Origin of the sequence: Couchioplanes azureus (assembly GCF_014648355.1) — a bacterium.
GTDB classification, from domain to species: Bacteria; Actinomycetota; Actinomycetes; order Mycobacteriales; family Micromonosporaceae; genus Actinoplanes; species Actinoplanes azureus.
On record NZ_BMQY01000003.1, the window covers coordinates 543,574 to 569,944 of the forward strand.

Here is a 26,371-nt window from a genome sequence, read left to right on the forward strand (position 1 = left end):
GCCGGAAGACAATCGGGCGCGGTGCGGCCGACTTGATGAAATCTGCCCGCCAGGTTTCCGTCCGGTAGCAGAGTCACACCCGACCCAGCGGCATCTCCTGCCCCACTCAGCCGCGCCTGCCTCGCCAGGGTGGCGGCTGGCCCTGCAACCACCATTGCAGCGACCGGGTGATCTGCGGCAGGACGAGATAGGTCATGAGCGGGGTCAGGCACAGCGTCGTCGCCAGCGTACGGACGACCACGTGCTGCTCCTCCAGGGCCGGGCCCAGGGTGACCGCGGCCAGCAGGGCGAGCGGGAAGAACCCGATCCAGATCGTCACGGCCTGCTTCCACCGCGGCGGGGCGGCGGGCGGCGGGGTCAGGTCGTCCACCGAGAGCTCGCGCGGCGGGTCGAACCAGCCCTCGATGCCCGTACGCTTCTCCACCCGGGTGTGCTCGACCATGCCCTGCGCCGACGACAGCCACCACCGGCGCTGCGGCGAGTCCTCCCACGCGTGCAGCGCGTCCGCGTCGGCGAACCGGTAGAGCATGTGCCAGTCCGTCGAGCCCACCACCGGGCGGACCCAGCCGACGCCGAGGAAGCCCGGGAAGTGCTCGGCCAGCGTCACGCCCGCCCGCACCCACGCGAGCATCTCGGCGTTGCGCGACGGGTCGGCCTTCCGCGTGATCGCCACGGTGACGGTCTCCATGCCCCCATCCTGGCCGCCCCGGCCCGCCTCGGGGGCGGCGATCGGACATCCGGGGAGTAGTTTCGCGGGCATGATTCGAAAGCTTTCGATGGCTGTCCTGGGCCTGGCCACCCTCGTCGGCACCAGCGGCTTCAGCTCCGGCGCCCCGGCGCCGTCGTGGCAGCTCTCCGAGACGGGCGTCACCGCCCGCTTGCGCGGCCTGGCCCCGGTCAGCGCCTCGGTGGCCTGGGTGGCGGGTTCCGGCGGCACCGTCCTGCGTACGGTCGACGGCGCGCGTACCTGGCGGCGCGTCGACCCGCCGGGCACGGCCGACCTGCAGTTCCGCGACATCGAGGCCTTCGACGCGGACCACGCGGTGGCGCTGACCATCGGCGAGGGCGAGCAGTCCCGCCTGTACGCCACCGGCGACGGCGGCGCCACCTGGACCGAGACCTTCCGCAACGACGACCCGGCGGCGTTCTACGACTGCGTGACCTTCCTCGACCGGCACCACGGCCTGGCCCTGTCGGACCCGGTCGGCGGGAAGTTCCGGATCCTGGCGACGGCCGACGGCGGCCGCACCTGGCAGGTGCGCTCCGGGGTGGGCATGCCGGTCGCGCTGCCCGGCGAGTTCGCCTTCGCGGCGAGCGGCACGTGCCTGGTCACCGCGGACCGGCGGGGCGGGAGCCGGGCGTGGTTCGCCACCGGCGGCGCCGAGCGTGCCCGCGTCTTCTCGACGGCCGACGGCGGCCACACCTGGCAGGTCACCGACAGCGGGATCCCGAGCGGACCCAGCGCGGGCGTCTACAGCCTGGCGTTCCGCGACCCGTGGCACGGCGTCGCGGTGGGCGGCGACTACGCCGCGCCGGAGCCGGCGCCGGACGCGGCGGCGACCACCCGCGACGGCGGGCGGACCTGGACGCCGTCGCGCGCGGAGCCGGGCGAGTACCGCTCCGGGGCGGCCTGGGCGCACGGCGCGACGGTGCTGGCGGTGGGCCCGACCGGCAGCGATCTCAGCCGCGACGGCGGGCGCACGTGGACGGAGTTCGACGGGGGCAGCTTCGACGCGGTGCGGTGCGGGGGCGGCGCGTGCTGGGCCTCGGGCGAACAGGGCCGGGTGGCCCGGCTGCGCTGACCGGTCCACCCGGTACCGCCGGTAGGGACAACCCCACCGGCGGTTCGGGGGTCTGCACTCCTGACTCGGGGCCCGCGCTTCGGAAGCCTGGACCCATGACGACGACGATCGAACGGCCGCCGGCACCGGCCGGCAGCGATTTCGCCGAGCTGAGCCGGCGGGTCGGCCGGGCAGGCCTGCTCGACCGCAAGCCCGGCCACTACGCCGTGCGGCTCAGCGTGGTGGGCCTGATGCTCATCGGCGGCTGGACCGCCTTCCTCCTGGTCGGGTCCTCCTGGTGGACGCTGGCCGTGGCGGCCTTCCTCGCGGTGACCTTCGCCCAGGTGGCGCTGGTCGCCCACGACCTCGCACACCGGCAGGTCTTCCGCACCGCCGGGCCGAGCGCCCGCGCCGGCAGGATCGCCGGAAACCTCGCCATCGGCATGAGCTACGGCTACTGGATGGACAAGCACACCCGGCACCACGCCAACCCCAACCACGACGACCTCGACCCGGATGTCGCCCCGGCGGTCCTGGTGTGGTCGGCCGAGGCCGCGGCGGCCCGCCGGGGACGCTTCGACCGCTGGCTCACCCGCCATCAGGCCTGGCTCTTCTTCCCGCTGCTGACGCTGCTCGGCCTGAGCCTGCGCAAGGACAGCATCCGGGCCTTGCGGACGGGCTCGGTCAAGCGCCGCGCCCTGGAGGCGGGTCTGCTGGGGGCACACGTCGCCGGTTATCTGGGTGCCCTGGCGCTCGTGCTGAGCCCGCTGCAGGCGCTGGCGTTCTTCGCGGTGCACCAGGGCCTCTTCGGCGTCTACCTGGGAATGACGTTCGCGCCCAACCACAAGGGGATGCCCCACCCGACCGGCGACGAGGACTTCCTGCGCAAGCAGGTGCTGACCTCCCGCAACGTCCGCGGCGGACGCCTCACGGACCTGGCGCTCGGCGGTCTGAACTACCAGATCGAGCACCACCTGTTCCCGGCGATGCCGACGCCGAACCTGCGCCGCGCCCAGCCTCTCGTGCAGGCGTACTGCGCGGAGATCGGCGTCCCCTACGAGATGACGAGCCTGACGAGGTCCTACGGCATCGCGCTTCGGCATCTGCACGAGGTCGGCGCGCCGCTCCGCCGCCGAGAGGCCTAACGGGTCAGGTCGTGCTTGCGGTGGACCATCTTCTCGACGACCGTCGCCGGCAGGACGCGGCGCAGGGCGAAGACGAGCGAAGCGTTGCTGCCCACGGCGTAGAGGGGCTTCGGGCGCGGCGCCTCGACCGCCCTCAGGATGGCCCGGGCGACGCGTTCCGCGGAGATCCCGGCCCCCTCGTTGCGGTCGAGGGCGGCGAGCATCGTCTCGAAGTCACGGCGATGCGGGGAGTCGGCGGCCACATACCGGGTACGGCGCTCGCTGATGCCGGTGTTGATCGAGCCGGGTTCGACGGTGGTCACCCAGACCCCGAAGGGAGAACACTCGTGGCGCGCCCCGTCGCTGAAGCCCTTCAGCGCCGCCTTCGTCGCGACGTACGAGGAGCGGTAGGCGAGGGGGAAGGACGCGAGCATCGAGCCCACCATGACCACCCGGCCGTGCCGCCGGTCCCGCATGCCCGGCAGGGCGAGCTGGGCCAGCCGCACCGGGCCGAGGACGTTGACCTGGAACAGCCGGCGCAGGGCGTCGCCGGGGAGCTCCTCGAACGGGCCGGACTGGCTCTCCCCCGCGTTGTTGACCAGGACGTCGACCTGCGCCAGCCGGCCGGCCAGCGCCTCGATCGACTCCTCCGAGGTGAGGTCGAGCGGGACGTATTCGACGCCGGCGGCCCGTTGCTCCGGAGCGAGCGCCTCCGGGCTGCGGCTGGTCCCCCACACCCGATATCCGCGCGAGACCAGCAGGGCCGCCGTGGCCCGGCCGATGCCCGACGATGCCCCGGTGACCAACGCGGTGCGATCCATCGACGCACCATACCGGTCCGGCTGGGTCAGGCGGTGGCCAGTGCCTCGCGGGCGGCGGTGGCCAGGTCGTGACGGTCGACGCCCTGGGATCGCAGGGCCCGGGCGGCCGTGCCACGGTCGTGTTCGCAGACGGCGATGACGACGTGGGCGGCGCGTAGCCGCGTCGGCCGGGTCTCCTTCGACAGCGCGACCGCGCGCTGGAAGGCCTGCTGTCCGGGTGCGGTGAGGCGGTAGGGGCCCCTCGGCACGTCCGCCTCGGGAAGGTCGTCGAGCCCGTCGCCGATGGTGACGCCGAGGCGGTCGAGCGCGTCCCGGTGCGCCCGTCCGACGGCCGCCCGGAAGTCGTCGGGGTCGGCCCCGACGTGCCTGAAGGCCGCCACGGCCGTGCCGTCGGGCAGGTCCAGCGCGGACAGCAGCAGGTGTTCCGGGCCGGGCAGGCCGTCGCCGTTGCGGACCGCCTCGGCCTCGGCCCGGGTGAGCAGGGTCTTGATGGTGCGGACGTCCTTCAGGGCAGGCAACAGTGCCACGGGGTGGTTCCCTTCGGTTCAGGACGCGGACGCGTCGGCTGACGTCCCCTTCCTGGGCGCCAGCTTCTTGTGGGCGGCCTGGGCGCTCACGCCCAGCGCCTGGCCGATCTGGGCCCAGGTCCATCCGTCGCGCAGCGCCTGCGCGACGGCGGCGCGTTCGAGCTGGTTGGCCAGTCGTCGCAGGGCCACGACCGCGGCCAGGGCCGCCTCGGGGTCGTCCGGCTCCGGGACCTCCACACGCTCGATCACTCCATCAACCTTAGTTGACGGCGATCATCGCGTCAACAAAGGTTGATGAGCGGTCGGCGGACGGAGCGGTGCGATGTCACGCCGGCCGGGGCGGTAACGTGCCAGCGTGCTGCCTTTGACGCTTGCTGAGATCGCCGCCGCGGTCGGCGGGACCCTGCACGACGCCGACCCTCAGGCCCGGGTGACCGGCCTCTGCACGTTCGACTCGCGGGTCGTCGAGCCGGGCGGGCTGTACGTCGCCCTGCCCGGCGCGCGGGTCGACGGCCACGACTTCGCCGGCCAGGCGATCGAGGCCGGAGCCACCGTGGTTCTCGTGGCGCGGCCGCTGGGCCTGCCGGCCATCGTCGTGCCGGACACCCTGGCGGCGTACGGCCGGCTCGCCACGGCCATCGTCGAGCGGCTGCCGGAGCTCGGCATCGTCGGCATCACCGGGTCCGTCGGCAAGACCACGACCAAGGACCTGATCGGGCAGGTGCTGTCCAGCCTCGGCCCGACGACCGCGCCGCCCGGCAACCGCAACAGCGAGAGCGGCATGCCGGAGAACGTCTCGCGGGTCACCGCGGACTCGCGGTTCCTGGTGCTGGAGATGGGCGCGCGCCACGTCGGCGACATCGCGTACCTGACCTCGCTCGTACGCCCGCATGTCGGTGTCGTCCTCAATGTGGGGACCGCCCACCTCGGTGAGTTCGGCAGCCGCGAGGCCATCGCCAAGGCCAAGGGCGAGCTGGTGGAGGCGCTCGCGGCGGACGGGGCGGCCGTCCTCAACGCCGACGACCCGATGGTGGCGGCGATGGCGAGCCGGACCGCCGCGGAGGTGGTCACGTTCGGCCTCGGCGCCGGCGCGACGGTGCGGGGAGAGTCGGTCGAGGTCGACGGGACGGGCCGGGCGTCGTTCACGCTGCGCACGCCCGCGGGCGTGGCGAAGGTGGCGTTGCGCCTGGTCGGCGAGCACCTCGTGCCGAACGCCCTGGCCGCCGCCGCGGTGGCGCTGCACTTCACCGACGACGTCGCGCTGATCGCCCGGGCACTGTCCACGGCGGCGCCGGTGTCCGAGGGGCGGATGCAGGTGGTGGAGAGCCCCGCGGGCATCACCGTGATCAACGACGCCTACAACGCCGGCCCGGTCTCCATGACCGCCGCCCTGCGGACGCTGACGAAGCTGGCGGCCGGCCGCCGGGCGGTCGCGGTGCTCGGTCAGATGAACGAGCTGGGCGAGACGTCCGCCGCCGACCACGCCGGTGTCGGCGCCGTCGCCGCCGAGGTGGGCGTCGACTGGCTGCTGACGGTCGGCAACGACGACGCGGCGCAGCTCGGCCGGGCCGCGGCGGAGCGGGGCGTGGCCACGCGGCACGTCCCCGACCGGGACGCCGCCCGCGCGGCCCTGGCCGAGGAACTGGCGCCGGGCGACGTGGTGCTGTTCAAGGGCTCCAACAGCGTCGGCCTGATGTCCCTCGCCACCACCCTGGCCGCCGCGACCGACCTGACCGCCGGCTGACGCCGGCGAAGGGACCCGTCAGGGAGCGCCGAGGTCGTCGAGGGCCTTGGCCGCGCCCCGGTGCAGGGCCACCGGCGCCGTCTGGCGGGCCTTGCCGAGGGTGATCTCCTTGGCGGCGGCGTTGGCCCGGGCGAGCTGCGGCTGCTTCTCGAAGAGGGTCCGGGTGAGGACGCAGGCCACGTCGGCGTCGAGGTTGTCGCGGACCAGCAGCAGGTTCGGCACCACGACGGTCGCCACGTCCGCCGGCGTCCGGTAGGCCGTGGCGGGAATGGTGCCCCGCTCGTACCCGGGATTGATCTCCTCGAGGGCCGGCAGGACCGGGGTGATGTCGAGGAACCGCACCTGGTCGCCCGCGGTCGTCAGCAGGTCGGCGATGCCCGGGGTGGGCAGGCCTCCGGAGAAGAACAGCGCGTCGATCGAGCCGTCCTTCATCCCGTCGACGGTCTTGGTCAGGTCGAGGCGCTGGGCCTGGACGTCCCGGTCGGGGTCGAGCCCGGCCGCGGTCAGCACGCGGTGGGCGATGACCTCGGTGCCGGACTTGGGCGAGCCGGTGGAGACCCGCTTGCCCCGCATGCCGGCCAGGTCGGTGATGCCCGCCGCCTTGCGCACGATGACCTGCGTGTAGTTGGTGTGGATGCGGGCCAGGGCCCGCACCGGCTGGCCGGCGGTGAAGCTGTGGGTGCCGTTCACCGCGTCGGCGGCGGTGTCGGCCAGCGAGAACGCCACGTCGAACTCGCCGGCCACGAGCTGCTGGATGTTCTGCACGGAGGCGCCGGTCTCGGCGGCGGTGGCCCGCACCCTGCCGCCGCCGGCGTTGATCTGCTCCGCATAGGCGTTGCCCAGCGCGAAGTACACACCGGTGGCGTTGCCGGTCGCGATGCCGACCCGGGTGTCGGCGCCGACCTCGCAGGTGACGGCGCCCCCGGTGTCCGTACCGGCCACGTCCTGCTTGCCGCCGCAGCCGGCGAGCCAGAGGCCGCCGGTGACCGAGAGCAGGCCGGCCGCGGTCCGTGCGAGTGCCTTCTTCATGGAACTTCCTCCCCCATCGATCGCCGGGCCGGGATGCCCGGACGGCGGCGCTGCCCCAGGGCGATGCCCGCGGCCAGGGCGAGCGCCAGCAGCCCGGCCACGATCGTCGGTGGTGCCAGATACAGCAGGAGGAGGCCGGCGAGGCCGCCGAGCACGCGGCTGGGCAGGCCCGCCGGACCGATCCCGGGTACCCAGGCGCCCGTCGCGACGGCCAGCCCGGCCACCGCGAGCAGCGCCACGGCGGTCGCTGCCGCGACGCCCGCGACGGGGCCGCGCGCGAGCAGATACTCCCCCGGTCCGGTGAGGACGAAGGCGGCCGGCACGAGGAACGCCGGCAGCGCGTACTTGAGGGCCTGCCACATCGTCGGCACGGTCCGGCCTCCGGTGATCGCGCTCGCGCCGACCGCGGCCAGCGCGGTCGGCGGCGTGACCTCGGAGAGCACCGAGTAGTAGAAGACGAACATCGCGGCCGCCGCCGCGGGGACGCCGAGCTGGAGCAGGGCGGGCCCGATGATCACCCAGCCGATGATGAAGCTCGCCGTGACCGGCACGGCCAGGCCGAGCAGGGCGAGCGCGACCGCGGCCAGCAGGACGGTGAGGGCGAGCACCGCGGCCGGCTCGTCGGTGACCGCGCGGGCGCCACCGACCAGCAGCGACGCGAGCTGGGCACCGAGGCCGGTCTTGGTGGTGGTCGCGGTGACGATGCCGGCGGCGGTGCAGACGGCGACCACCGGGAGCACGCCCCGTACCCCCGCCGACAGGGCGGCGCCCAACCGCCGCGGGGTCAGCCACGCCCGGCGGTCGAGGAAGGAGAGCGCCGCGGCCAGGGCGGTGGCGTAGACCACGGCGCGCGTCGCGCTCTGCCCGAGCGCCAGCAGCACGACGATGAGTACGAGCGAAGCGAAGTGATACCCGAACCTGCCGAGCAGCCGCAGCGCACCGGTCGCCGGCGCGTCCACGGCCCGCACCCCGAACCGGCGCACGTCGATCTCGACCGCGAGCAGGATGCCCGCGTAGTAGAGGACCGTCGGGATCGTCGCCCAGCCCAGAACGGTCAGGTAGGAGACCTCGAGGTACTCGGCGACGATGAAGGCCGCCGCGCCCAGCGTGGGCGGGGAGAGGATCGCGCCGACGCCGGCCGCGGCCAGCATCCCGCCGGCCTGCTCCCGCGGATAGCCGGCCCGGCGCAGCATCGGCCAGGTCACCGCGCCGACGCTGACGGCGGTCGCGGTCCCGGAGCCGGACACCGTGCCGAGCAGGAAGCCCGCCGCGACCGTGGTGCGCCCGGCGGCGCCGCGCGACCTGCGGAACGCGGCGACGGAGAGGTCGACGAAGAAGCGGCTCGCCCCGGACAGATCGAGCACCGCCCCGTAGATCGTGAAGAGCACGATGTACGTGGCGGCGACGTCCAGCGGAGTGCCGTAGAACCCGCTGCCGGAGTTGAAGAGCGCGTCGACGATCTGCGCGAAGTCGAGTCCCGCGTGGGCGACGGCCCAGGTCTGCGGCAGCAGACCACCGTAGTACCCGTACGCGAGGAAGGCGAGACAGACGATCGGCAGGGCGAGCCCGGTCGTGCGCCGGCAGGCCTCGAGCACCAGGACGAGCAGGACGGCGCCGGCGATGACGTCGGGGGTGTCGAGCAGGCCCTGGCGGTCGAGGAAGGCGTCATATCCCCCGTTCAGCGGGTTGATCGGGTAGAGGCACGCCAGTATGGTCGCGCAGGCCAGGAGCCAGTCGGTGACCGTCGGCCGGTCCCGGCGCGGCCGTTCGGGCGACGTCGGGCCACTGCGATAGGAGAGGAAGGTCAGCGGGAGCGTGCCGGCCAGGAAGAGGATCAAATAGAACTGGCTGCCCTGGGCGAGCGGGCGGAAGACCTGCCACAGCACCAGGAGCGCGACGGCGAAGGTCACGGCGGCGGCGCTCCGGCCGACCGGGCCGCTCAGGATGCGGGCGGGGCGTTCCTCGTCGTCGTAGTGGATCGCCGGCGGATCGTCCGGGGCGTCCGCGAGCATGCGCGAGTTCGCAGCGGGCACCACACCGGCGGACGCTGCCCGGTCGATCTGACATCGACCATCATCCATGGAAGGACGCTACTACGCCGGCCGTCGACGACAAGCCGGCACTCGCGCGACCGTGGACGACCCCGGCGCGCCACCACGTCACAAATCGGACATAAGTAGTTTCCGGTACGGGGCCGGTGCGTTGATTGGGGTTATGGTGCAACGCTCATCGCTGCAGGAAATTCGCGAGCAGACCTACAAGCCGCGGGACGCGTGGTGGACCGTGCTGCTCGTCGATCCGGTGGCGTCCAGGCTGGTCCGGCTCGTCTCGCCGTACCGTTGGATCACGCCGAACCTGCTCACCAGCCTCGCGACCCTCCTGGGTCTCGGCGCGGCCGCCTGCTTCTCCCTGCAGGAGCGCTGGTGGCTGGCCGCGGGCGCGCTGCTGTTCCACGTCAGCTTCGTGGTCGACTGCATGGACGGAAAGATCGCCAGGCTCAACGGTACGGGCTCGGTGTTCGGCGCCTGGTTCGACTTCATGTTCGACCGCCTCCGCGTCTTCCTCTGCGCGGTCGCCCTGTTCGGCGGCCAGTACGCCCGGACCGGCTCGAAGGCGTACCTGTGGGCGCTGATCGTGGTGACGTTCCTGGACCTGTTCCGCTACGTGAACTCCCACCAGATGGGGCGCATCCGCCAGACGATGCGCGAGCAGCTCGCCGAGGCCCGCGGGCCGGCGCCGGCTCCCGCCGTCGAGGACCCCACGGTCGTGCCGCACGGCCCCCGCGCTCGCCTGCGGCACATGCTGCAGTCGCGCCGGATCCGCACGCACCTGATCAGCGGCATCGAGTTCGAGATGGCGGTGTTCATCATCGGCCCGCTGACCGGCTGGGTGCTCCAGACCTCCGCGGTCGCCGGCGCCCTGCTGCTGGCCTTCGAGCTGTGGCTGATCCTGCGTCTCTGGCAGGCGACCCGGGCGTTCCCGGTGGCCATGGCGAAGGCGCACGCGTCCGCCGCGGTGGCGGCGGCGTCCGCCGCGCGCCAGCGCTCCCAGGAACCGGAGCCCGAGCTCACCGCGCCGACGCGGCAGTAGCCGTGCGGCATCGGCGATACGGCCGGTTCGTCCCCGAGCCTGCCGGCGCGCGGCGCCCCGCCCGGTCCCGCCGCTGGAGATGAGACAGTTCGGCCTCTGGTGTAACACCCCGGGACGTGGTGGAGTGTCCCCATGACCGACTACGACATCATCGTCGTGGGCAGCGGCTTCGGCGGCAGCGTCACGGCCCTGCGCCTGTCCGAGAAGGGGTACCGCGTCGGCGTGCTCGAGGCCGGCCGGCGCTACACCCCCCAGACGCTGCCGAAGACCTCGTGGGACCTGCGCGCGTTCCTCTGGGCGCCGGCCCTGGGCCTGCGGGGCATCCAGCGGATCACGCTGCTCAAGGACATCGTCGTACTCTCCGCCGCGGGTGTCGGCGGCGGCTCCCTGGTGTACGCCAACACGCTCTACCAGCCGCCGGCGCCGTTCTTCGCCGACGAGCACTGGTCGGGGATCACCGACTGGGCGAGCGAGCTGCAGCCCCACTACGACCAGGCGTCGCGGATGCTCGGCGTGACGACCCAGCCGTCGACGACCCCGTCGGACCGGGTGGTGGAGGCGGTCGCCAAGGACATGGGCGTCGGCCACACGTTCCGCCGTACGCCGGTCGGGGTCTTCTTCGGCGAGCCGGGCAAGACCGTGCCGGACCCGTACTTCGGCGGCGCCGGGCCGGCCCGCACCGGCTGCACCGAGTGCGGCGACTGCATGATCGGCTGCCGTACGGGCGCCAAGAACCGTCTCGACCTCAACTACCTCTACCTGGCCGAGAAGCTCGGCGCGACGGTCCACCCGGACACCGAGGTGACGGCGCTGCGCCCGGTCGAGGGCGGCTGGCGGGTCGAGACGAAGCGGCGCGTCTTCACCGCACAGCAGGTCGTCCTCTCCGCGGGCGCCCTCGGCACCCAGCGGCTACTGCACAAGATGCGGGACACGGGTGTGCTGCCGAAGCTGTCGCCGCGGCTGGGGGCGCTGACCCGTACCAACTCGGAGGCGCTGCTCGGCGCGCAGACCCGGCGCGTGCCTCCGGAGCCCTTCTCCCAGGGCGTCGCGATCACCTCGTCCTTCCACCCGGACGAGGTCACCCACATCGAGCCCGTCCGCTACGGACCGGGCAGCAACGCGATGGGCATGCTCACCACCCTGCTGGTGGACGGCGGCGGCCGGGTGCCGCGACCGCTGCGCTTCCTCGGGCAGGCGCTGCGGCATCCCCGGCGGCTGCTGCAGACGCTGTCCAACCGGCGGTGGAGCGACCGCACCATCATCGCGCTGGTCATGCAGACCCTGGACAACTCGCTGACGGTACGCCGGACCCGCCGTGGCCGGCTCACCACCGGACCCGGGCACGGCCCGGCCAACCCGACCTGGATCCCGGTGGGCCACGAGGCCGTCCGCCGGATGGCGAAGGAGATCGGCGGCCAGCCGGGCGGCGCGCTCGGCGACATCTTCGACATCCCGATGACGGCGCACATCCTCGGCGGCGCGACCATCAGCGAGTCGCCCGAGACCGGCGTCGTCGACCCGTACCAGCGGGTCCACGGCTACCCCGGACTGCACGTGGCGGACGGTTCGGTGATCCCGGCGAACCTCGGGGTGAACCCGTCGCTGACCATCACCGCGCTGGCCGAGCGCGCGATGTCGTTCTGGCCCAACAAGGGCGAGCCGGATCCGCGCCCCGCGCTGGGCTCGGCCTACGAGCGGATCGCCCCGGTGGCGCCGCACTCGCCGGCGGTGCCGCCGCACGCGCCGACAGCGCTGCGCCTGACACCGGTGGCCCCCGCGGCATCCACCCCGGATGCGCCCGTCGCCCCCGCTGCGTCCGTCGCGCCCACGGCGTCCGTCGCGCCCACGGCGTCCGTCGCGCCCACGGCGTCCGTCGCGGCCGCGCCGGCGAAGGCGGTGCCGAGCCCGAGAGCGCCGGAGGAGGCCGCACCGCCGCAGGGCTGAGCGGCGGCGCGGCCGGGCTGAGCCGGGCGTTCAAGCCTTCGCGTGGGCCGCGCCGTCCACGGTGAACGCGGCGGGTGTGGCGAACCCGCCGCCGTGGCGGCCGTCGAGGCCGGACGACGCGCCGCCGGCCGGCGGGCCGACCCCGCCGTGCACCTCTGTGGAGAAGCCGGTGACCGCCAGCCCGGCGCCGCCGATCCACGGCTCGAAACCGGCCTGGATGCTGGTGAGATACCAGGAGTCGGTGACGGCGCCGCGGCGCTTCACGTCGTCGACGAAGTCGAGCACGCGGAAGGTCCAGCTCGGAATCGGCGCCGGGGCCACGTACGAGACGACCTCGTTGGCGCCGTTGCTGCCGCGCCAGACCTCCCAGGTGCGCCCGCCGACGGCGGTGGTGCCGACCACCGCGCCGACCGGCTGGACCGGGCCCTGGTGGTGGAACCAGATCATGATTTCCATCGCGTTGACGCCGTCGCGCCGGGGCGTGGGGTCGAGCCAGATGTCGTACGCGGCGTCGTACGTCGCCCCGCCCGCGTAGTGGTAGGAGACGGCGCTGGTCACGTTGCTGATCGCACGCAGCTGCAGCGGCAGATTCGTGCCGGGCGAACAGTTCGCGTAATGGCAGCCGTAGTAGATCGCCGGGTACGACACGGGCGCCCCGCCGGTGTCGCCGACCCCGCGCTGACTGGTGATGACGAATCCACTGCCGGTGACATTGATGCACTGTTCGGCGGTGCTGCCCCAGCGGTTGTTCATCACCACGTATCGGCCGCCGACGGTGGTGGATCCGAACTGCTCGCAGATCTGTGTGTCGGCCCGGGCTTGCCGGGCGCAGGCGAATGGGGTCAGGCCGGCGGCGGCGAGGAGGACGGCTGCGGCGACGGGACGGACGGCACGTCTCATGAAAGCTCCTTGGGAGACCTCGGGGATCGTTGGGAGCGCTCCCATGCACCGTACAACATATCGACGAAACGGTGAAGTGTTGCGGTGAAGCTTCGCGGTGATCGCCGAGGTGGTCCGGGGTGCGGCGGCGTACCGCCGTGGAATTCCCGGCGCGATATCGCCGATTGGCGATCGCGACATGCGCGGCGACAATTTGCTTCGGCGCGGGCGAACCGACAGAATGAATAGCGAATTACTCCAGACAATGGCACCGCTGTAGGAGCGACCTCATCATGGCCAAGCAGGTAATCACCCTTCTGACCGACGACCTCGACGGCAGCGAGGCCGATCGCACGGTCGAATTCGGACTGGACGGGGTGAACTACACCATCGACCTGTCGGAGAAGAACGCCGGCAAACTGCGCAAGGCCCTGGACCCGTATCTGTCGGTCGCCACCCGCGTGGGACGCAGCGGCGCCGAGCCGCGGGTCGCCCGGCGCGGCGCGGCGGCCAGCACCGGCCGGGCTACCCGCGACCAGAACCAGGCCATTCGCGAGTGGGCGGGCAAGAACGGATACGAGGTTTCGGAGCGCGGCCGCATCCCGAGCTCCGTCGTCGAGGCGTACCACGCCAAGCGATAGGTTCTTCCCGGCAGCGAAACGGCGTCGCCACACCGGCGGCGCCGTTTCTTGTTCGCGACGATCCGCCGGAGGACGAATGCGCGTCATCATCGTGACCGGAGCGTCGGGCGGAATCGGCCGCGCGACCGCACTACGGCTCGGGCGCCCCGGAACCACCCTGGTGCTCGCCGCGCGCCGCGCCGCCGAGCTCGCCGCCGTGGCCGCCGCCGTCGAGTCGCACGGCGGCGCGGCCCTCGCCGTCCCCACCGACCTGCGGGAACCGGACGCGATCGAGGCGTTGGTGCGGCATGCCCTCGCGGTGACCGGCACGATCGACGTACTCGTCAACAACGCCGGCCTGAGCGGGCCGGAAACCGTTCTGCTCGACGATCCGGGCCTGACCGCCATGGTCGACGTCAACCTGCTCGCGCCGATCCGCCTCATGCGCGCGGTCGTGCCGCCGATGCGGGCGGCCGGCCGCGGCGCCATCGTCAACATCGGTTCGGTCGCCGGCGAGATCGGCATCGGCGGCGTGTACTCGGCGACGAAGTTCGGCCTGCGCGGCATGACCGACTCGGTGCGGCGGGAACTGGCCGGCACCGGCATCGGCGTGACGCTGATCGAGCCGGGCCGCATCGGCACTGAGATGAACGCCCGCCACGCGGACCGGCTGCCCGGGCCGGAGATCGTGGCGGCCGCCGTCGAACGGGCGCTGCGCCGGCCGCGGCGGCGCATCGTGGTGCCGCGGCGCTACCGCCTCGCGATGGCCGCCTCCGCCGCACTGCCCTGGGTCACCGACCGCGCCTACGCGGGCAAGGCGGCGCCGCGCTCCCCCCGGTGAGGGGTATGCCGCGCCGGCAGGTTCAACCAGCGGCCCGCAGGGTACGCCGGAGACATGCGAGTGGTGATCGTCGGAGCGAGCGGTAATGCCGGCACGGCCCTGCTGCGCAGGCTGCGCAACGAGCCCGGGATGGAGCTTGCCGGGGTGGTCCGGCGGCCGCCGGGCACCGCGGAGGCACCCTACGACGCCGTCGAATGGCACTCCTGCGACATCGGCGCGCCGGAGGCGGCCGCCCGCCTGACCGGGCTGTTCCGGGGCGCCGACGCGGTCGTGCACCTGGCCTGGCAGATCCAGCCCAGCCACGACCAGCGCCGGCTCTACCGCACCAACGTGACGGGCAGCCGGGCCGTGGTCGAGGGCGTGCTCCGCGCGGGAGTCCCGGCGCTGGTCTACGCGTCGTCGGTCGGGGTGTACGCCCCCGGCCCCAAGGACGCCTACGTGACCGAGGCGTACCCGAAGACCGGGGTGAGAGGCTCCTCCTACAGCCGGCACAAGGTGCTGGTGGAGGCGCTGCTCGACCGCGTCGAGTCGGACCATCCCCCGCTGCGCATCGTCCGGCTCCGGCCGGGCCTCATCTTCCAGCGCGACGTCGGCACCGAGATCGGCCGCTACTTCGCCGGCCCGCTGCTGCCCGCCCGCCTGCTCCGGTACGGCCGCATCCCCCTCGTGCCGTCCCACCCCGCGCTGCGCGTGCAGGCGGTGCACGCCGGCGACCTGGCCGACGCGTACGCCCGGGCCCTGACCTCCGACGTGCGCGGCGCCTTCAACGTGGCCGCGGGGCCGGTGCTGGACGCGTCGGTGGCCGCCCGGACCTTCCACGGCCGCGAGGTGCCGGTGCCGGGCTTCCTGCTGCGCGCCGCGACCGACCTGAGCTGGCGGCTGCGCCTGCAACCGGTCGACGTGGGCTGGGTGCGGCTCGGCCTCAAGGCGCCGCTGATGTCCTGCGACCGGATCGCGGCGGAGCTGGGCTGGCGTCCCCTGACCGACGCCGTGCACTCGCTGAAGGAACTGGTCGAGGGCCTGGCCGAGCGGGCACACACGGACAGCCCGCCGCTCTCCGGCGCACCCGACCTGCCGGGCCGGATGGGTGGGCTGCTGCGCGGGCGGCTGCCCGGCTCCGGCAACCCGTACTGATCACAGGACCTCGCGGCGGTACCTGCTCAGGGTCAGCCCGAGCACCGCGCGGAACTCGTTGGCCAGATGGGCGTGGTCGCTGTAGCCCAGGTCGGCGGCCACCTCGGCCAGCGTCACCGCCGGATCCGCCCGCAGCCGGGCCGCCGCCTCCTGCAGGCGCCGGCGGCGGATCATCGCCAGCGGCGGCAGGCCGACGTAGCGGGCGGCGAGGCGTTGCAGCGTCCGTACGGACACCGACAGCCGGGCCGCGGCGTCCTCGACCGTACGGACCTCCGGATCGGCGTCGATGAGGTCGGTCATCGCGTTGGCCAGCAGCGCCTCGGCCGACGGCGGACCGGTGACCGCGGCCAGCCACGCCGTGAAGGCGTCCACCGCGTCCTGCAGCCCGCCGGGCATGCTGGCGCGCACCCGGCTCACCAGCTCGGGGGCGTCCACGGCGACGGAGGTGTCCCGCAACGCACCCGGATCCGCGGTGAAGTGCGGCACCGCCGCCGGGCGCAGCAGCGCCCCGACGGCCCAGCCGGTGCCGGCGAGGTCGCGGTGGGAGGCGCGGGTGGCCGGCCCGAACAGCGCGGCCGCGTCCGCCTCGACGACCAGGTTGCAGGCGGGATAGGCGATGAGGTGCTGGCGGGAGGTGCGGCCGGGCTGGATGTCCCACCGCGGGATCCAGAACCAGCGCACCAGGTGGTCCACGACGGCCGGGGCGCCCAGGCGGTCGAAGGTGGGCAGCCGGGCCGGGTACAGCACGCCTCGGGGAGCGTCCTGTCGCGAATCTTCAAGCTCGTCCCCGTGCGGCACACCTAGCATCGTGCCCCATGACAGAGAGCATTCCCGCCGCCGACGGCGAGCACACCACGAACGGAACCCCGCACGGCGCCACGAGTCTGACGCCGTTCCTGGTCGTCGCGGAAGCGCGCGGCGCGCTGGACTTCTACCAGAAGATCTTCGGCGCGCGGCTGGTGGACGTGACCGAGATGGGCGGGGTGGTGGCCCACGCGGTGCTGGACTTCGGCAACGGGCTGCTGCAGCTCGGCGAGCCGATGCCCGGCTACGGCCTGGTCCCGGCGCCCGAGGGCGACCAGGACTGCTACTCGATCGGCCTGTACTGCCCCGACGTCGACGCGGTGGTCGAGCGGGCGGTGGCGGCCGGCGCGACGGTACGGGAGGCACCCGCGACCTTCGTGTCCGGGGACCGCTTCGCGAGCATCCGGGACCCGTACGGGGTGCGCTGGTCCGTCATGACCCGCGTCGAGGACCTGTCCGAGGAGGAGAGCGCCCGCCGCGTGGCCGAGTGGGCCAAGAGCCAGAACTCGGCATGATCCACTGCCCGTCCGGCACGAGAAACCCCCGGCCGGAGCGGGCGTGGTCCTACCGGCGGGCCGGCACGGTCGTCGCCGGAAGGCGCCGGGTGAGCGCGGCGACGTTCCGGCGGATGGCGGGCAGCAGGGCGTACAGGTGATCGCCCGGGCACAGGGTGGCGCCGGCGTCCGGGTTGGCGCGGTTCCAGTCCTGGTGGCCGCAGATGGTGGCGAGGGTCGCCTGCTTGCCGGAGATCGGGTTGACGTACGCGGTGGTGCCGAGCGGGTCCAGCCTGGTGGCGGCGGCCAGCAGCGCCAGCACCACGGTCAGCGTCCGCAGGGCGGCGGCGGTGGGCGGGGTCTGCATGAAGTTGCCGAGCAGGCAGACGCCGATGTTGCCGGCGTTGAAGCCGCCGACGTGGGCGCCGTTGACCATCAGGGGCAGCCCGTCCGCGCCCGGCGCCGGGCCGAATACCGGAAGCCGGTCCGGGTCGGAGTACCGGCCCTCGTACACCCGCCCCTCGGCGTCGATCAGCAGCTGGTAGCCGATGTCGCCGAAGTCTCGCGTCATGGCCTGGTCGTAGTAGATACCGCGGACGTGCGCGATCGGGTCCGTCACCGGGACGTCCTCGCCGCTGTGGTGCACGGTCAGGGTCTGCGTCGCGAAGAACGCCGGCGGCACCTTCAGGGTGCCGTCCGGATTCATCCGGTACGACTCGTCGGCGCCCCAGGCCGCCCGGCTGAGGTACGGCGGGCAGGCCTGCCCCGCAAGCGCCATCGGCAGCCGGGTCTGCGGGGCCGCGACCGCACGCGCCGGTCCGTCCACAGTGTTGAGCTCGACCACCGAGACGCCGCCGCCGCGCACCTCGTAGTCCAGGACCCCGGCGGCGGGGATCAGCGCGCGCGGCCCGGTCGCCGCCGCGCCGTCCCGCCCGCCCGGGCATCCGGACGGTGTGCGCCACGGCTGCCAGCCGGCGCGCGTGCGGACCCGCACCGACCCGGCGCCGGCCACGGAGAGGTGGGTGAGCGGGAGCTCCGGCGCGATCGCGACGCCGGAGGGGACGACGCCGCGGCTCGTGGCCAGCGTCGCCGGGACGTTTCCGCCGGCGGCGGCCGCCGGTCGGGAGGCGGCCAGGGACAGCGGCGCGGCCGCGGCCAGGCCGGTGGCGCCGCGCAGCAGGGCTCTACGGGAAATCATGCCGAGACGCTATCCGTCCCGGCGCACCCGCCGCCGTCTTCTATCACCAGGTTGACGCTCCGGTCCGCGGTCCTCAGGGGAGGTTTCCCAGGACGATGCGCTCGGAGGTGAGCAGGTACTCGCGAAGCATCTCCGCCGCGCGGGCGGCATCGCCGGCCTCGTACATCGCGGTGATGTCGTCGTTCATCGACACGAACGGGCGGTGCAGGGCCTCCACGTCCGGCGCCGCGGCGAAGGCGAGACGCAGTTCCGCGGTGAGCTGGCGCATCCAGGAGTCCAGGCGCGGGCTGCCGGCGAGCGCCACGATCTGCTCGTGGAAGTGCATGTTGGCCGTGCCCACGGCCCGCCAGTCGCCGGCCTCCGCGGCCCGGGCCGCGTCGTCGATCGCGGCGCGCATGCCGGCCGCCCGGGGCGGGTCGGTCGGCGCCTGGGCGAGCGACGAGCATTCGAGCAGGGCGCGGACGCGGTAGATGTCGGCGATCTGCGCCGGGCTGAGCGAGGCGACGAAGACACCGCGGTGCGGCCGGCGCACCAGCAGACCCTCCTCGACGAGCGTGGAGAACGCCTCGCGCAGGGTGTTGCGGGAGACGCCGAGCGGCCCGGTCAGCGACGCCTCGGCGAGGCGGGTGCCGGGCGCCAGCTCTCCGTTGATCATCGAGTTGCGCAGCTGCTCCACCGCGCGGGCGGCGGATCCCGCCTTCTCCACCGTCGTCACATGCTCCAGTCAACCAGCCCGGCGGTCAGTCCGGCGCGCGGGTGAAGCGGATCGTGGCGCCGGGACGGAGCTGGGCCGCGCGGTCGGCCGCCTCCGGGGTCAGCACCGCGATCACCGGATAGCCGCCGGTCACCGGGTGGTCCGCCTGGAAGATGATCGGCCTGCCGTCCGGTGGCACCTGCACCGCGCCGCGCACGACGCCCTCGCTGGGCAGCTCGGCGGTCCGTGACCGGGTGAGCGCGGGCCCGTCGAGCCGCAGCCCGACCGCGTCGCCGGCCGGGGAGACGGCGTACCCGGCGCCGAGGAACGTCGCGATCGCCTCGGCGGTGAACCAGTCGTCGCGCGGCCCGAGATCCACCTCGAGAACGTCCGGCACGCCCCCGGACGGCGGCACGGGTGCCGGCACCGGCGGCGGGGGCGGGTCGGCCGGCGGCGGGTCGGCCGGCGGCGCGCCGATCGGCAGGACGTCGCCCGGCGCCGGCCGCGCCGGGCCCAGCCCGGCGAGCTGGTCGGTCGAGCGCGAGCCCAGCACCGGCGGGACGTCGATGCCGCCGCGCACCGCCAGGTAGCTGCGCAGCCCGCGCCTCGGCATGGTCACCCCCACGACGGCTCCCGCCGGCACCGGCACCGCCCGGTCCGCCCGGGCCGCGGCACCGTCCACGGTGAGCACGGCGTCCGTGCCGGTCAGCGCGACGACGGCCGGGGCGTCGAAGGAGACCCGCAGGCCGCCGAGGGTGCACTCCAGGACGGCGGCGCCCGGCGGGTTGCCGGCCAGGGCGTTGGCCCGCGCGTACGCGCCCCGGTCCACCGCACCCGACGGCGCCACGCCCTGGTGCGCGTGCCCCGGGCGGCCGGCGTCCTTGATCACCGTCATCGGCCCGGTCCGCAGCACCGTCATCAGCATCGCGGCACCGCCGTGAAGGTCACCCGCACGCCGGGCACGAGCAGCGCCGGTTCCGGGCGCGACAGGTCCCACATCCGCTCGGTCGTACGGCCGATCAGCTGCCAGCCGCCGGGGCTGTCGTGCGGATAGACGCCGGAGAACCGGCCGGCGAGCCCGACCGACCCGGCCGGGATCCGGGTCCGCGGCGAGCTGCGCCGAGGCACGTCCGGCAGCGGGTCGTCGGCGGTCAGATAGCCGAAGCCGGGCGCGAAGCCGGAGAAGGCGACCGTCCACCGCGTGCCGGTGTGCCGGGCCACCACCTCGGCGGCGGTGATGCCGAGGTGCCCGGCCACCTCGGCCAGGTCGGGGCCGTCGTAGACCACCGGGATCTCCACGGCGCCGGCGGCCGCGCGACCGCCGGCGGCGGGACGCAGGGCGGCGGCCGCCTCCCGGACCGCGGCCGGGGAGGTGACCGCCGGGTCGAGCCGGATCAGCACCGTTCGGGCCGCCGGGACCAGGTCCACGACTCCGGGCAGCGCGGCGTCGCGCAGGGCCACGTACAGGGCGAGGGCCGCGTCGAGGTCGTCCACCTCGGCGAGCACGGCCTCCCGCCCGCAGCGGAGGAATCTCGTCACTGTCCCGCTCCGGCGAAGGCGCTGATGCGTACGCCCGCCGCGGTGAGCCCGTCGTGCACCGCCCGGGCCATGCCGACCGCGCCCGGCGAGTCGCCGTGCACGCAGATGGAGTCGGCATCGATCTTGATGACGGACCCGTCGACCGCGACCAGGGTGCGGTCGGTGACCAGCCGGACCATCCGCTCGGCGACCTCGGCCGGGTCGTGCAGCAGCGCGCCGGGCGAGCGGCGCGGCACCAGGCTGCCGTCGGCCCGGTACCCCCGGTCGGCGAACGCCTCGCGGACCGTGCGCAGGCCGGCGTCCTCGGCCAGCCGCAGGAAGGCCGAGCCGGGCAGGCCCAGCACCGGCAGGTCGGGGTCGTACCGCCGGACCGCGTCGACCACGGCGGCCGCCTGCTGCTCGTGGTGCACCACCGCGTTGTAGAGCGCGCCGTGCGGCTTGACGTAGAGGACGCGGTCCCCCGCGGCGCGGGCCAGGCCGTCGAGCGCGCCGATCTGGTAGATCAGGTCGGCGACCAGGTCCTCGGTCTCGTAGTCGATGAAACGCCGGCCGAAGCCCGGCAGGTCCCGGTAAGCCACCTGGGCGCCGATGACCACGCCGCGGGCGACCGCCCGCTCGCAGGTGGCGAGCAGCGTACGCGGATCGCCGGCGTGGAACCCGCAGGCGATGTTGGCGCTGCTCACGATCTCCAGCATCGCCGCGTCGTCGCCGAGGCGCCAGGCGCCGAAGCCCTCGCCGAGGTCGCTGTTGAGGTCCATGTCCCCTCCCGGTCAGCCGGCCAGGTAGTCGAAGATCGTACGGGCCGAGGTGGCGCCCATGTACCACGTGAGAGCCGCCGCGACGGCGCCCAGGCCGAGCAGCCAGGCCGGATACCGGTAGCCCTTCAGCAGTTCGCGGCGGCGCCAGGCCGCGTAGAGCAGGATGGTGAACCCGATCGGCAGGATCAGCCCGTTGAAGCCGCCCGCGAAGACCAGCAGCGCCGCCGGCGCGGTGCCGATCAGCAGGTAGATCACCGTACTGACGGCGATGAACGCCACCGTCGCCCACGACCGGGGCCGGCCCTCGGCGAGGGCGGGCGAGAAGGCGTTGAAGAACGACACGGAGGTGAACGCCGCACCGACCACCGAGGTGATGGCCGCCGCCCAGAGCACGACGCCGAACGCCCGCCGCCCGAACTCGCCCGCCGCCGACTCGAACGCCTGCGCCGTGGCGTTGCCGCCGGTGTCGAGGACGACGCCGCCGGCGACGACGCCGAGGATCGCCAGGAAGAGCAGGAAGCGCATCAGGCCTGTGACCGCGATGCCGGTCAGCGCGCCGCGGGTCACCTCACGGACGTGCCCGGGGCCGGTCGTCCCGCTGTCCAGCAGCCGGTGGGCGCCGGAGTAGGTGATGTAGCCGCCCACGGTGCCGCCGATGATCGTGGTGATGGCCGCGAAGTCGATCTCGTCCGGCAGGACGGTCTGGGTGAGCGCGTCGCCGATCGGCGGACCGGAGACGACGCTGACGTACAGGGTCAGCAGGATCATCACGACGCCGAGCACGATCAGCAGCCGGTCCATCGCCAGGCCGGCGCGCCGCACGGTGAAGACGACGATCGCGAGCAGCGCGCTCAGGGCGCCGCCCAGCTTCGGGTCGATGCCCAGCGCGGCGTTCAGACCCAGGCCCGCGCCCGCCACGTTGCCGATGTTGAAGACCAGGCCGCCCAGGACGACCAGGGCGGCGAGCAGATGTCCGGCGCCCGGGACGACCGCGTGGGCGATCTCGTGGGCCCGCTTGCCGCTGACCGAGACGATCCGCCAGATGTTCATCTGGACGACGAAGTCCACCAGGATCGACATCAGGATGCCGAAGGCGAACGCGGCGCCCAGCTTCGCCGTGAAGGTGGTGGTCTGGGTGATGAAGCCGGGGCCGATGGCGCTGGTCGCCATGAGGAAGATCGCCCCGACGAGGGCGGTCCGGCGGGAACGGGAGCGGCTGCGCGTGTCCGTCGTCATGGGCACTCCTGGATCGAATGATGGAGGCACCGACGACGGTAGGGATTGTTCAACGATCACACAAGAGTTGTTCAACAATCTGCGTCACCGGGCGCCGGCGAGCACCTGCCACACGCTCGTCCGGCGCACCGCTACGCCTTCCAGCTCGGGGTTGACCGGGACGTCGTACTCGGCGCGGCGCACCATGCCCTCGACCGGCAGGTACGCCCGCCCCGGGTCCCCCACCAGCACGAGCGCCCCCCGGCCGGCGGCACCCCGCAGGAACGGCAGCACCCGCCCGGCCATCTCCCGGCTGTAGAAGACGTCCCCGGCGAGCACCACGCCCGCCGGCTCGTACCCGCCGCCCAGCAGGTCGCCCTCGACCGGCTCGACCCGTACGCCGTTGGCCTCCGCGTTCAGCTGCGCCGCGGACAGCGAGAGCGGATCGATGTCGTTCGCGGTCACCGGCCGGCCGCCGGCGCGGGCCGCCGCCACCGCCACCAGCCCCGACCCGGTCGCCAGGTCGAGCACCGCACGCCCGGCGACCAGGCCGGGATCGTCGAGCACGTGCCGGGCGAGCGCCTGGCCGCCCGCCCACGCGAAGGCCCAGAACGGGGGCGGCTGCTCCGCGCCGCCGGCCTCGGTGCGCTCCCACAGCGCGATCGGATCGTCCGCCTGGTGCAGCAGGAGCTCGGGAAGCATGGGTACGGGGGCAAGCCGCGTGTGCGAACGCACGAAGCCGACAGGAGTGGACACCCCTGCGATTCTGCTCAGCTGCCGCGTCGCGAAACCGATCAGGGTGCCAGAGTCGCCCAGTGCTCACCGAAGGGGAGGTAGCATGCCGGCACGTTTGGCGGCCGTCCTCTTCGGCGCAGCCATAGCCGGTCTCGGAGTCCTGTTCGCGCTCGAACCGAGCTGGCGTACACCCGTACGGCTGATCGCCGGCGTCGGCGCCGTGCTCGCCCTGAGCATCGGCCTTCGCCTGCACCGTCCGTCCCACCGGGGGCCGTGGCAGCTGCTCGGCGTCGCGGTCGGGCTGTCGGTGGCCGGCTCGGTGGCGTACCCGGCTGGCCCGGACGGGTCCTGGCCGCGGATGGCCGGCACGGCGATTCTGCTGATCTTCTACCCGGTGCTGGCCGCCGGCCTGTTCCTGTTCGTGCGGCGCCGCACCCGGGGCCGGCGCGACCGCGGCGGGCTGCTGGACGCGCTCACCCTCAGCTGCGGCGTGGGCCTGCTCGCCTGGACCTTCGTCATCGGCCCGCGGGTGCGCGACGCCGGCCTCGCCGACGCCGACCGCTGGATCGCGGTCGCGTTCCCGGTCGGCGGCCTGATCTGCCTGGGCGTGCTGGCCCGCCTCATGATCGCTTCCGGGCGGCGGCTGACCGCGTCCGGCTGGCTCGCGGCCGGCGTCCTGGCGATGCTGGCCGCCGACGTCGTCACCGATCTCACGGCGCCGCACGAGGACCTCACCAACCTGGGCGTCTTCGGCCGCATCCCGCTCTACGCCGGGATCGGCATCGCCGCGCTGCACCCCTCGATGACCGAGCTGACCCGCGAGGCGGGCGAGCCTCCGGCGGAGCTGGGCCGCATGCGGCTCGCCCTGCTCGCCCTCGCCTCCCTGGTCGCCCCCGCCGTGCTGATCTTCCAGGTCGGCGTGGACGGCCGGGTGCCCGACCTGACCGTGATCGCCGGGCTGAGCGCCTGCACCTTCCTGCTGGTCCTGACCCGGATGGCCGGCATCATGGCGAGTCACCGGCTGGCGCTGGCCCGCGAGCGCGGCCTGCGCGAGGCCTCCGCCGCGCTGGTGTCCGCGGCCGACACCGACGAGGTCGCCGGGGCCGTGCGCAAGGCGGTCGAGCAGCTGCTACCCGCCGACGTGCCGCACCGGGTCGTCCTCGCCATGGCGTACACCGAGCCGGAGCAGCAGGTCTCCCCCGAGGCCGCAGCGCAGTCCGCGCAGGACCGGGCCGCCGGCACGTCCGCCCGGCTGGTCGCCACCCGCGACGTCGACTGGGCGGTGGCGGTCCGCATGACCCAGTTCAACATGGTCCTGCGCTGCCCGCTGGTGCTGGCCGACCGCCCGACCGGCGACCCGCTGGTCGGCGTCCTGCACGTCGGCGCCCCGACCGGCGCGCTGCTCGGCCTGCAACGCGCCCTGGAGGTGCTCGCCACGCAGGTCGCCCTGGCGCTCGAGCGGATCGCGCTGAGCGGTGAGGTCATCCGGCGCAACAGCGAGGCGTACTTCCGCACGCTCGTGCTCAACACCTCCGACGTCATCCTGATCGTCGACGACGAGGACCGGGTGCGGTACTCGAGCCCGTCCGCGGTGCACGTGCTCGGCGCCGACCCGGTCGGCGTCCTGCTGCCCGACGTCATCCACCCCGGCGATCGCCTGCGGCTGTCCGACGTGCTCGCGGGGGTCCGGAACGGGGCGACGACCCCGGAGGGGCTCGACTTCCGGGCGGTCGGGCGGCGGCGTACCGAGGTCATGCTCGAGATGCACTGCCGCGACCTGCGCGCCGACCAGACGGTCGCCGGACTCGTGGTGACCCTGCGCGACGTCACCGAGCGGCGCCAGCTCGAGCGCGAGCTCACCCACCAGGCGTTCCACGACGCGCTGACCGGGCTGGCCAACCGGGTGCTCTTCGCCGACCGGCTGCAGCACGCGCTGGCCCGCGGCGCGCGCGACGGCTCGGTGGTCGGCGTCCTCTTCATCGACCTCGACGACTTCAAGATCGTCAACGACACCCTCGGGCACGCCGTCGGCGACCAGCTCCTGCTCGCGGTGGCGGAGCGCATCGCCGGCGCCCTGCGCGCCGACGACACCGCGGCCCGCCTCGGTGGTGACGAGTTCGCCGCGCTGGTGGAGAACGTGCAGGACCCGGGCGCGGTCGAGGAGACCGCCACCCGCATCCTGGCGGCCCTCGCCCCGCCCATCGTCATCGACGGCGAGCCGTTGCAGGCCGTCGCCAGCATCGGCATCACCACGACGCCGGAGGCCGACAACGCCGACGAGCTGCTGCGCCAGGCGGACCTCGCGCTGTACGTCGCGAAGGGCGCCGGCAAGAACCAGTGGCGGCGTTACCAGAGCCACCTGCACGACGCGATGGTCGCCCGGCTCGAACTGCGCTCGGCGCTGGACCATGCCGTCAACGAGGGCAGCTTCCTGCTGCAGTACCAGCCGATCGTGGACCTGGCCTCGGACGAGGCGGTCGGCTTCGAGGCGCTGGTGCGCTGGCACCACCCCGCCCGCGGCGTCATCGCGCCCGACCAGTTCATCGAGGTAGCCGAGGAGAGCGGGCTCATCGTCCCGATGGGCCGGTGGGTGCTCGACCAGGCCCTGCACACGGTGGCACAGTGGCGTCGCGTCCTGCCGCGCACGCGTCAGCCGTACGTCAGCGTCAACGTGTCCGTCCGCCAGTTCCGCGAGGCCGGCTTCGTCGAGCAGGTCCGGGCGTCGCTGGAGTTCGCGGGCGTACCCCCGCAGGCCCTCATGCTCGAGATCACCGAGACCCTCCTGATGGGCGACGACGAGCAGATCTGGTCCGACCTGGCCGTCCTGCGCGACCTGGGCGTACGCATCGCGATCGACGACTTCGGCACGGGCTACTCGTCGCTGGGCTACCTGCGCCAGCGGCCGATCGACGTACTGAAGATCGACAAGATGTTCATCGACGACATGGTGAACGACGACCAGCAGTTCGCCCTGGTACGCGGCATCGTGAGCCTCGCACACACGCTGAACCTGACCGTGGTCGCCGAGGGCATCGAGGACGCCACGCACCGCGAGATCCTGGCGCAGCTCGGCTGCCCTCTCGGCCAGGGCTACTACTACTCGTCCCCGCTGGACGCCACGGAGGCGCTGACCTGGCTGCGCAACCCGCAGCCGATCGCCGCCTGAGCCAGCCCGCCATCGCCCGGCGCCGCTCTGCCGGCCCGCGCTTCGCAGCCCGTCACCGCCCCGCCTCGCTCTGCCGGCCCGCGCTCCGCGGCCCGTCACCGCCCCGCCTCGCTCTGCCGGCCCGCGCTTCGCAGCCCGTCACCGCCCCGCCTCGCTCTGCCGGCCCGCGCTTCGCAGCCCGTCACCGCCCCGCCTCGCTCTGCCGGCCGCGCTTCGCAGCCCGTCACCGCCCCG

General features: G+C 73.8%; 23 protein-coding genes and 2 pseudogenes. 10 read left to right on the forward strand and 15 right to left on the reverse strand.

Translation table 11 applies throughout. From position 1 onward, the window contains the following. Positions 1-106 precede the first annotated feature (106 nt). Positions 107-688, reverse strand: a complete 582-nt coding sequence (locus IEY99_RS13685; protein ID WP_189203035.1) for an antibiotic biosynthesis monooxygenase — start codon at positions 686-688, stop codon at positions 107-109. Between the two features lie 70 nt (positions 689-758). Here IEY99_RS13685 and IEY99_RS13690 point away from each other — a divergent pair, with 70 nt between their 5' ends. Both IEY99_RS13690 and IEY99_RS13695 read left to right on the forward strand, forming a co-directional pair. Continuing rightward, a complete protein-coding gene (locus tag IEY99_RS13690; RefSeq protein ID WP_189203037.1) occupies positions 759-1,802 on the forward strand; it encodes a WD40/YVTN/BNR-like repeat-containing protein in 1,044 nt (347 codons plus the stop codon). 95 nt (positions 1,803-1,897) lie between these two features. Next, positions 1,898-2,926 carry a fatty acid desaturase family protein gene (locus IEY99_RS13695; RefSeq protein WP_189203039.1) on the forward strand — a complete coding sequence of 343 codons (1,029 nt, stop codon included), beginning with the start codon at positions 1,898-1,900 and terminating at the stop codon, positions 2,924-2,926. On the opposite strand, the gene IEY99_RS13700 is transcribed toward IEY99_RS13695, so the two are convergent. From IEY99_RS13700 to IEY99_RS13710, 3 genes are read right to left on the reverse strand one after another with little or no spacing between them, the layout of a single operon-like run. Continuing rightward, entirely contained in the window at positions 2,923-3,726 is an 804-nt protein-coding gene (locus IEY99_RS13700) for an SDR family oxidoreductase (RefSeq protein WP_189203041.1), read from the reverse strand. The two genes, IEY99_RS13695 and IEY99_RS13700, sit on opposite strands and share 4 nt — an antisense overlap. Before the next feature lie 26 nt (positions 3,727-3,752). After that, positions 3,753-4,253: a Clp protease N-terminal domain-containing protein gene (locus IEY99_RS13705; RefSeq protein WP_189203043.1), complete on the reverse strand. Its 501-nt coding sequence runs from the start codon at positions 4,251-4,253 to the stop codon at positions 3,753-3,755. A gap of 18 nt (positions 4,254-4,271) precedes the next feature. After that, positions 4,272-4,502 carry a helix-turn-helix domain-containing protein gene (locus IEY99_RS13710; RefSeq protein WP_189203045.1) on the reverse strand — a complete coding sequence of 77 codons (231 nt, stop codon included), beginning with the start codon at positions 4,500-4,502 and terminating at the stop codon, positions 4,272-4,274. A 106-nt stretch (positions 4,503-4,608) separates the two neighbouring features. Between IEY99_RS13710 and IEY99_RS13715 the strand changes: the two genes are divergently transcribed. After that, entirely contained in the window at positions 4,609-5,997 is a 1,389-nt protein-coding gene (locus IEY99_RS13715; RefSeq protein WP_189203047.1) for a UDP-N-acetylmuramoyl-tripeptide--D-alanyl-D-alanine ligase, read from the forward strand. Positions 5,998-6,015: 18 nt separating this feature from the next. Here the strand turns inward: IEY99_RS13715 and IEY99_RS13720 are convergent, their stop codons facing one another. Both IEY99_RS13720 and IEY99_RS13725 read right to left on the reverse strand, forming a co-directional pair. Then, positions 6,016-7,026: a TAXI family TRAP transporter solute-binding subunit gene (locus tag IEY99_RS13720; protein ID WP_189203049.1), complete on the reverse strand. Its 1,011-nt coding sequence runs from the start codon at positions 7,024-7,026 to the stop codon at positions 6,016-6,018. After that, complete coding sequence (locus tag IEY99_RS13725; RefSeq protein WP_308427037.1) at positions 7,023-9,107, reverse strand: TRAP transporter permease; 2,085 nt, start codon at positions 9,105-9,107, stop codon at positions 7,023-7,025. The genes IEY99_RS13720 and IEY99_RS13725 overlap by 4 nt, the downstream gene beginning before the upstream one ends. A 133-nt stretch (positions 9,108-9,240) precedes the next feature. Here IEY99_RS13725 and IEY99_RS13730 point away from each other — a divergent pair, with 133 nt between their 5' ends. Continuing rightward, the gene (locus IEY99_RS13730; protein WP_189203051.1) at positions 9,241-10,116 is read left to right on the forward strand and encodes a CDP-alcohol phosphatidyltransferase family protein; all 876 of its coding nucleotides are present in this window, start codon (positions 9,241-9,243) and stop codon (positions 10,114-10,116) included. A gap of 132 nt (positions 10,117-10,248) precedes the next feature. After that, a pseudogene (locus tag IEY99_RS13735) lies at positions 10,249-11,874 on the forward strand (FAD-dependent oxidoreductase); the annotation flags it as partial. A gap of 300 nt (positions 11,875-12,174) precedes the next feature. Here IEY99_RS13735 and IEY99_RS13740 read toward each other — a convergent pair. Continuing rightward, positions 12,175-12,960 (reverse strand): annotated as a pseudogene (locus IEY99_RS13740) (GH12 family glycosyl hydrolase domain-containing protein); the annotation flags it as partial. Positions 12,961-13,232: 272 nt separating this feature from the next. On the opposite strand from IEY99_RS13740, the gene IEY99_RS13745 reads away from it, so the two are divergent. The 3 genes from IEY99_RS13745 (at position 13,233) to IEY99_RS13755 (ending at position 15,534) form a co-directional block, all read left to right on the forward strand. Continuing rightward, positions 13,233-13,580 carry a histone-like nucleoid-structuring protein Lsr2 gene (locus IEY99_RS13745; protein WP_189203057.1) on the forward strand — a complete coding sequence of 116 codons (348 nt, stop codon included), beginning with the start codon at positions 13,233-13,235 and terminating at the stop codon, positions 13,578-13,580. A 76-nt stretch (positions 13,581-13,656) separates the two neighbouring features. Further along, positions 13,657-14,400, forward strand: coding sequence for an SDR family NAD(P)-dependent oxidoreductase (locus tag IEY99_RS13750; RefSeq protein WP_189203059.1), 744 nt, complete (start codon positions 13,657-13,659; stop codon positions 14,398-14,400). A gap of 54 nt (positions 14,401-14,454) precedes the next feature. Beyond that, complete coding sequence (locus IEY99_RS13755) at positions 14,455-15,534, forward strand: NAD-dependent epimerase/dehydratase family protein (protein ID WP_189203061.1); 1,080 nt, start codon at positions 14,455-14,457, stop codon at positions 15,532-15,534. On the opposite strand, the gene IEY99_RS13760 is transcribed toward IEY99_RS13755, so the two are convergent. Then, positions 15,535-16,227: an AraC family transcriptional regulator gene (locus tag IEY99_RS13760; protein ID WP_229798691.1), complete on the reverse strand. Its 693-nt coding sequence runs from the start codon at positions 16,225-16,227 to the stop codon at positions 15,535-15,537. A gap of 122 nt (positions 16,228-16,349) precedes the next feature. Here IEY99_RS13760 and IEY99_RS13765 point away from each other — a divergent pair, with 122 nt between their 5' ends. Continuing rightward, a complete protein-coding gene (locus IEY99_RS13765) occupies positions 16,350-16,853 on the forward strand; it encodes a VOC family protein (RefSeq protein WP_189203065.1) in 504 nt (167 codons plus the stop codon). 49 nt (positions 16,854-16,902) lie between these two features. Here IEY99_RS13765 and IEY99_RS13770 read toward each other — a convergent pair whose 3' ends face one another. The 7 genes from IEY99_RS13770 to IEY99_RS13800 all read right to left on the reverse strand — a co-directional run bounded on the left by IEY99_RS13770 (position 16,903) and on the right by IEY99_RS13800 (position 22,938). Next, a complete protein-coding gene (locus tag IEY99_RS13770; protein ID WP_189203067.1) occupies positions 16,903-18,030 on the reverse strand; it encodes an N-acetylmuramoyl-L-alanine amidase in 1,128 nt (375 codons plus the stop codon). 73 nt (positions 18,031-18,103) lie between these two features. Continuing rightward, positions 18,104-18,745, reverse strand: a complete 642-nt coding sequence (locus IEY99_RS13775; protein ID WP_189203069.1) for a GntR family transcriptional regulator — start codon at positions 18,743-18,745, stop codon at positions 18,104-18,106. Positions 18,746-18,770: 25 nt separating this feature from the next. Continuing rightward, complete coding sequence (locus tag IEY99_RS13780; RefSeq protein WP_189203071.1) at positions 18,771-19,649, reverse strand: 5-oxoprolinase subunit C family protein; 879 nt, start codon at positions 19,647-19,649, stop codon at positions 18,771-18,773. After that, positions 19,643-20,263 carry a 5-oxoprolinase subunit B family protein gene (locus tag IEY99_RS13785; protein ID WP_189203073.1) on the reverse strand — a complete coding sequence of 207 codons (621 nt, stop codon included), beginning with the start codon at positions 20,261-20,263 and terminating at the stop codon, positions 19,643-19,645. Before IEY99_RS13785 ends, IEY99_RS13780 begins: the two co-directional genes overlap by 7 nt. After that, positions 20,260-21,021 (reverse strand): LamB/YcsF family protein, encoded by a 762-nt coding sequence (locus IEY99_RS13790; RefSeq protein ID WP_189203076.1) that lies wholly within the window; start codon positions 21,019-21,021, stop codon positions 20,260-20,262. The genes IEY99_RS13785 and IEY99_RS13790 overlap by 4 nt, the downstream gene beginning before the upstream one ends. Before the next feature lie 12 nt (positions 21,022-21,033). Further along, positions 21,034-22,257, reverse strand: a complete 1,224-nt coding sequence (locus tag IEY99_RS13795; RefSeq protein ID WP_189203078.1) for an NRAMP family divalent metal transporter — start codon at positions 22,255-22,257, stop codon at positions 21,034-21,036. A gap of 84 nt (positions 22,258-22,341) precedes the next feature. Then, positions 22,342-22,938, reverse strand: a complete 597-nt coding sequence (locus IEY99_RS13800; protein ID WP_189203596.1) for a class I SAM-dependent methyltransferase — start codon at positions 22,936-22,938, stop codon at positions 22,342-22,344. Between the two features lie 136 nt (positions 22,939-23,074). On the opposite strand from IEY99_RS13800, the gene IEY99_RS13805 reads away from it, so the two are divergent. Continuing rightward, positions 23,075-26,137, forward strand: coding sequence for a putative bifunctional diguanylate cyclase/phosphodiesterase (locus tag IEY99_RS13805; protein WP_189203080.1), 3,063 nt, complete (start codon positions 23,075-23,077; stop codon positions 26,135-26,137). Positions 26,138-26,371: the final 234 nt, after the last annotated feature.

Bases quoted from the DNA above. Each gene is read 5' to 3' on its own strand.
- IEY99_RS13780 (WP_189203071.1), bottom strand. From the start codon at position 19,649: ATGCTGATGACGGTGCTGCGGACCGGGCCGATGACGGTGATCAAGGAC.
- IEY99_RS13800 (WP_189203596.1), bottom strand. From the start codon at position 22,938: ATGCTTCCCGAGCTCCTGCTGCACCAGGCGGACGATCCGATCGCGCTG.
- IEY99_RS13725 (WP_308427037.1), bottom strand. From the start codon at position 9,107: ATGGATGATGGTCGATGTCAGATCGACCGGGCAGCGTCCGCCGGTGTG.
- IEY99_RS13765 (WP_189203065.1), top strand. From the start codon at position 16,350: ATGACAGAGAGCATTCCCGCCGCCGACGGCGAGCACACCACGAACGGA.
- IEY99_RS13685 (WP_189203035.1), bottom strand. From the start codon at position 688: ATGGAGACCGTCACCGTGGCGATCACGCGGAAGGCCGACCCGTCGCGC.
- IEY99_RS13745 (WP_189203057.1), top strand. From the start codon at position 13,233: ATGGCCAAGCAGGTAATCACCCTTCTGACCGACGACCTCGACGGCAGC.
- IEY99_RS13790 (WP_189203076.1), bottom strand. From the start codon at position 21,021: ATGGACCTCAACAGCGACCTCGGCGAGGGCTTCGGCGCCTGGCGCCTC.
- IEY99_RS13730 (WP_189203051.1), top strand. From the start codon at position 9,241: ATGGTGCAACGCTCATCGCTGCAGGAAATTCGCGAGCAGACCTACAAG.
- IEY99_RS13770 (WP_189203067.1), bottom strand. From the start codon at position 18,030: ATGATTTCCCGTAGAGCCCTGCTGCGCGGCGCCACCGGCCTGGCCGCG.
- IEY99_RS13695 (WP_189203039.1), top strand. From the start codon at position 1,898: ATGACGACGACGATCGAACGGCCGCCGGCACCGGCCGGCAGCGATTTC.
- IEY99_RS13720 (WP_189203049.1), bottom strand. From the start codon at position 7,026: ATGAAGAAGGCACTCGCACGGACCGCGGCCGGCCTGCTCTCGGTCACC.
- IEY99_RS13700 (WP_189203041.1), bottom strand. From the start codon at position 3,726: ATGGATCGCACCGCGTTGGTCACCGGGGCATCGTCGGGCATCGGCCGG.
- IEY99_RS13750 (WP_189203059.1), top strand. From the start codon at position 13,657: ATGCGCGTCATCATCGTGACCGGAGCGTCGGGCGGAATCGGCCGCGCG.
- IEY99_RS13795 (WP_189203078.1), bottom strand. From the start codon at position 22,257: ATGACGACGGACACGCGCAGCCGCTCCCGTTCCCGCCGGACCGCCCTC.
- IEY99_RS13805 (WP_189203080.1), top strand. From the start codon at position 23,075: ATGCCGGCACGTTTGGCGGCCGTCCTCTTCGGCGCAGCCATAGCCGGT.
- IEY99_RS13755 (WP_189203061.1), top strand. From the start codon at position 14,455: ATGCGAGTGGTGATCGTCGGAGCGAGCGGTAATGCCGGCACGGCCCTG.
- IEY99_RS13690 (WP_189203037.1), top strand. From the start codon at position 759: ATGATTCGAAAGCTTTCGATGGCTGTCCTGGGCCTGGCCACCCTCGTC.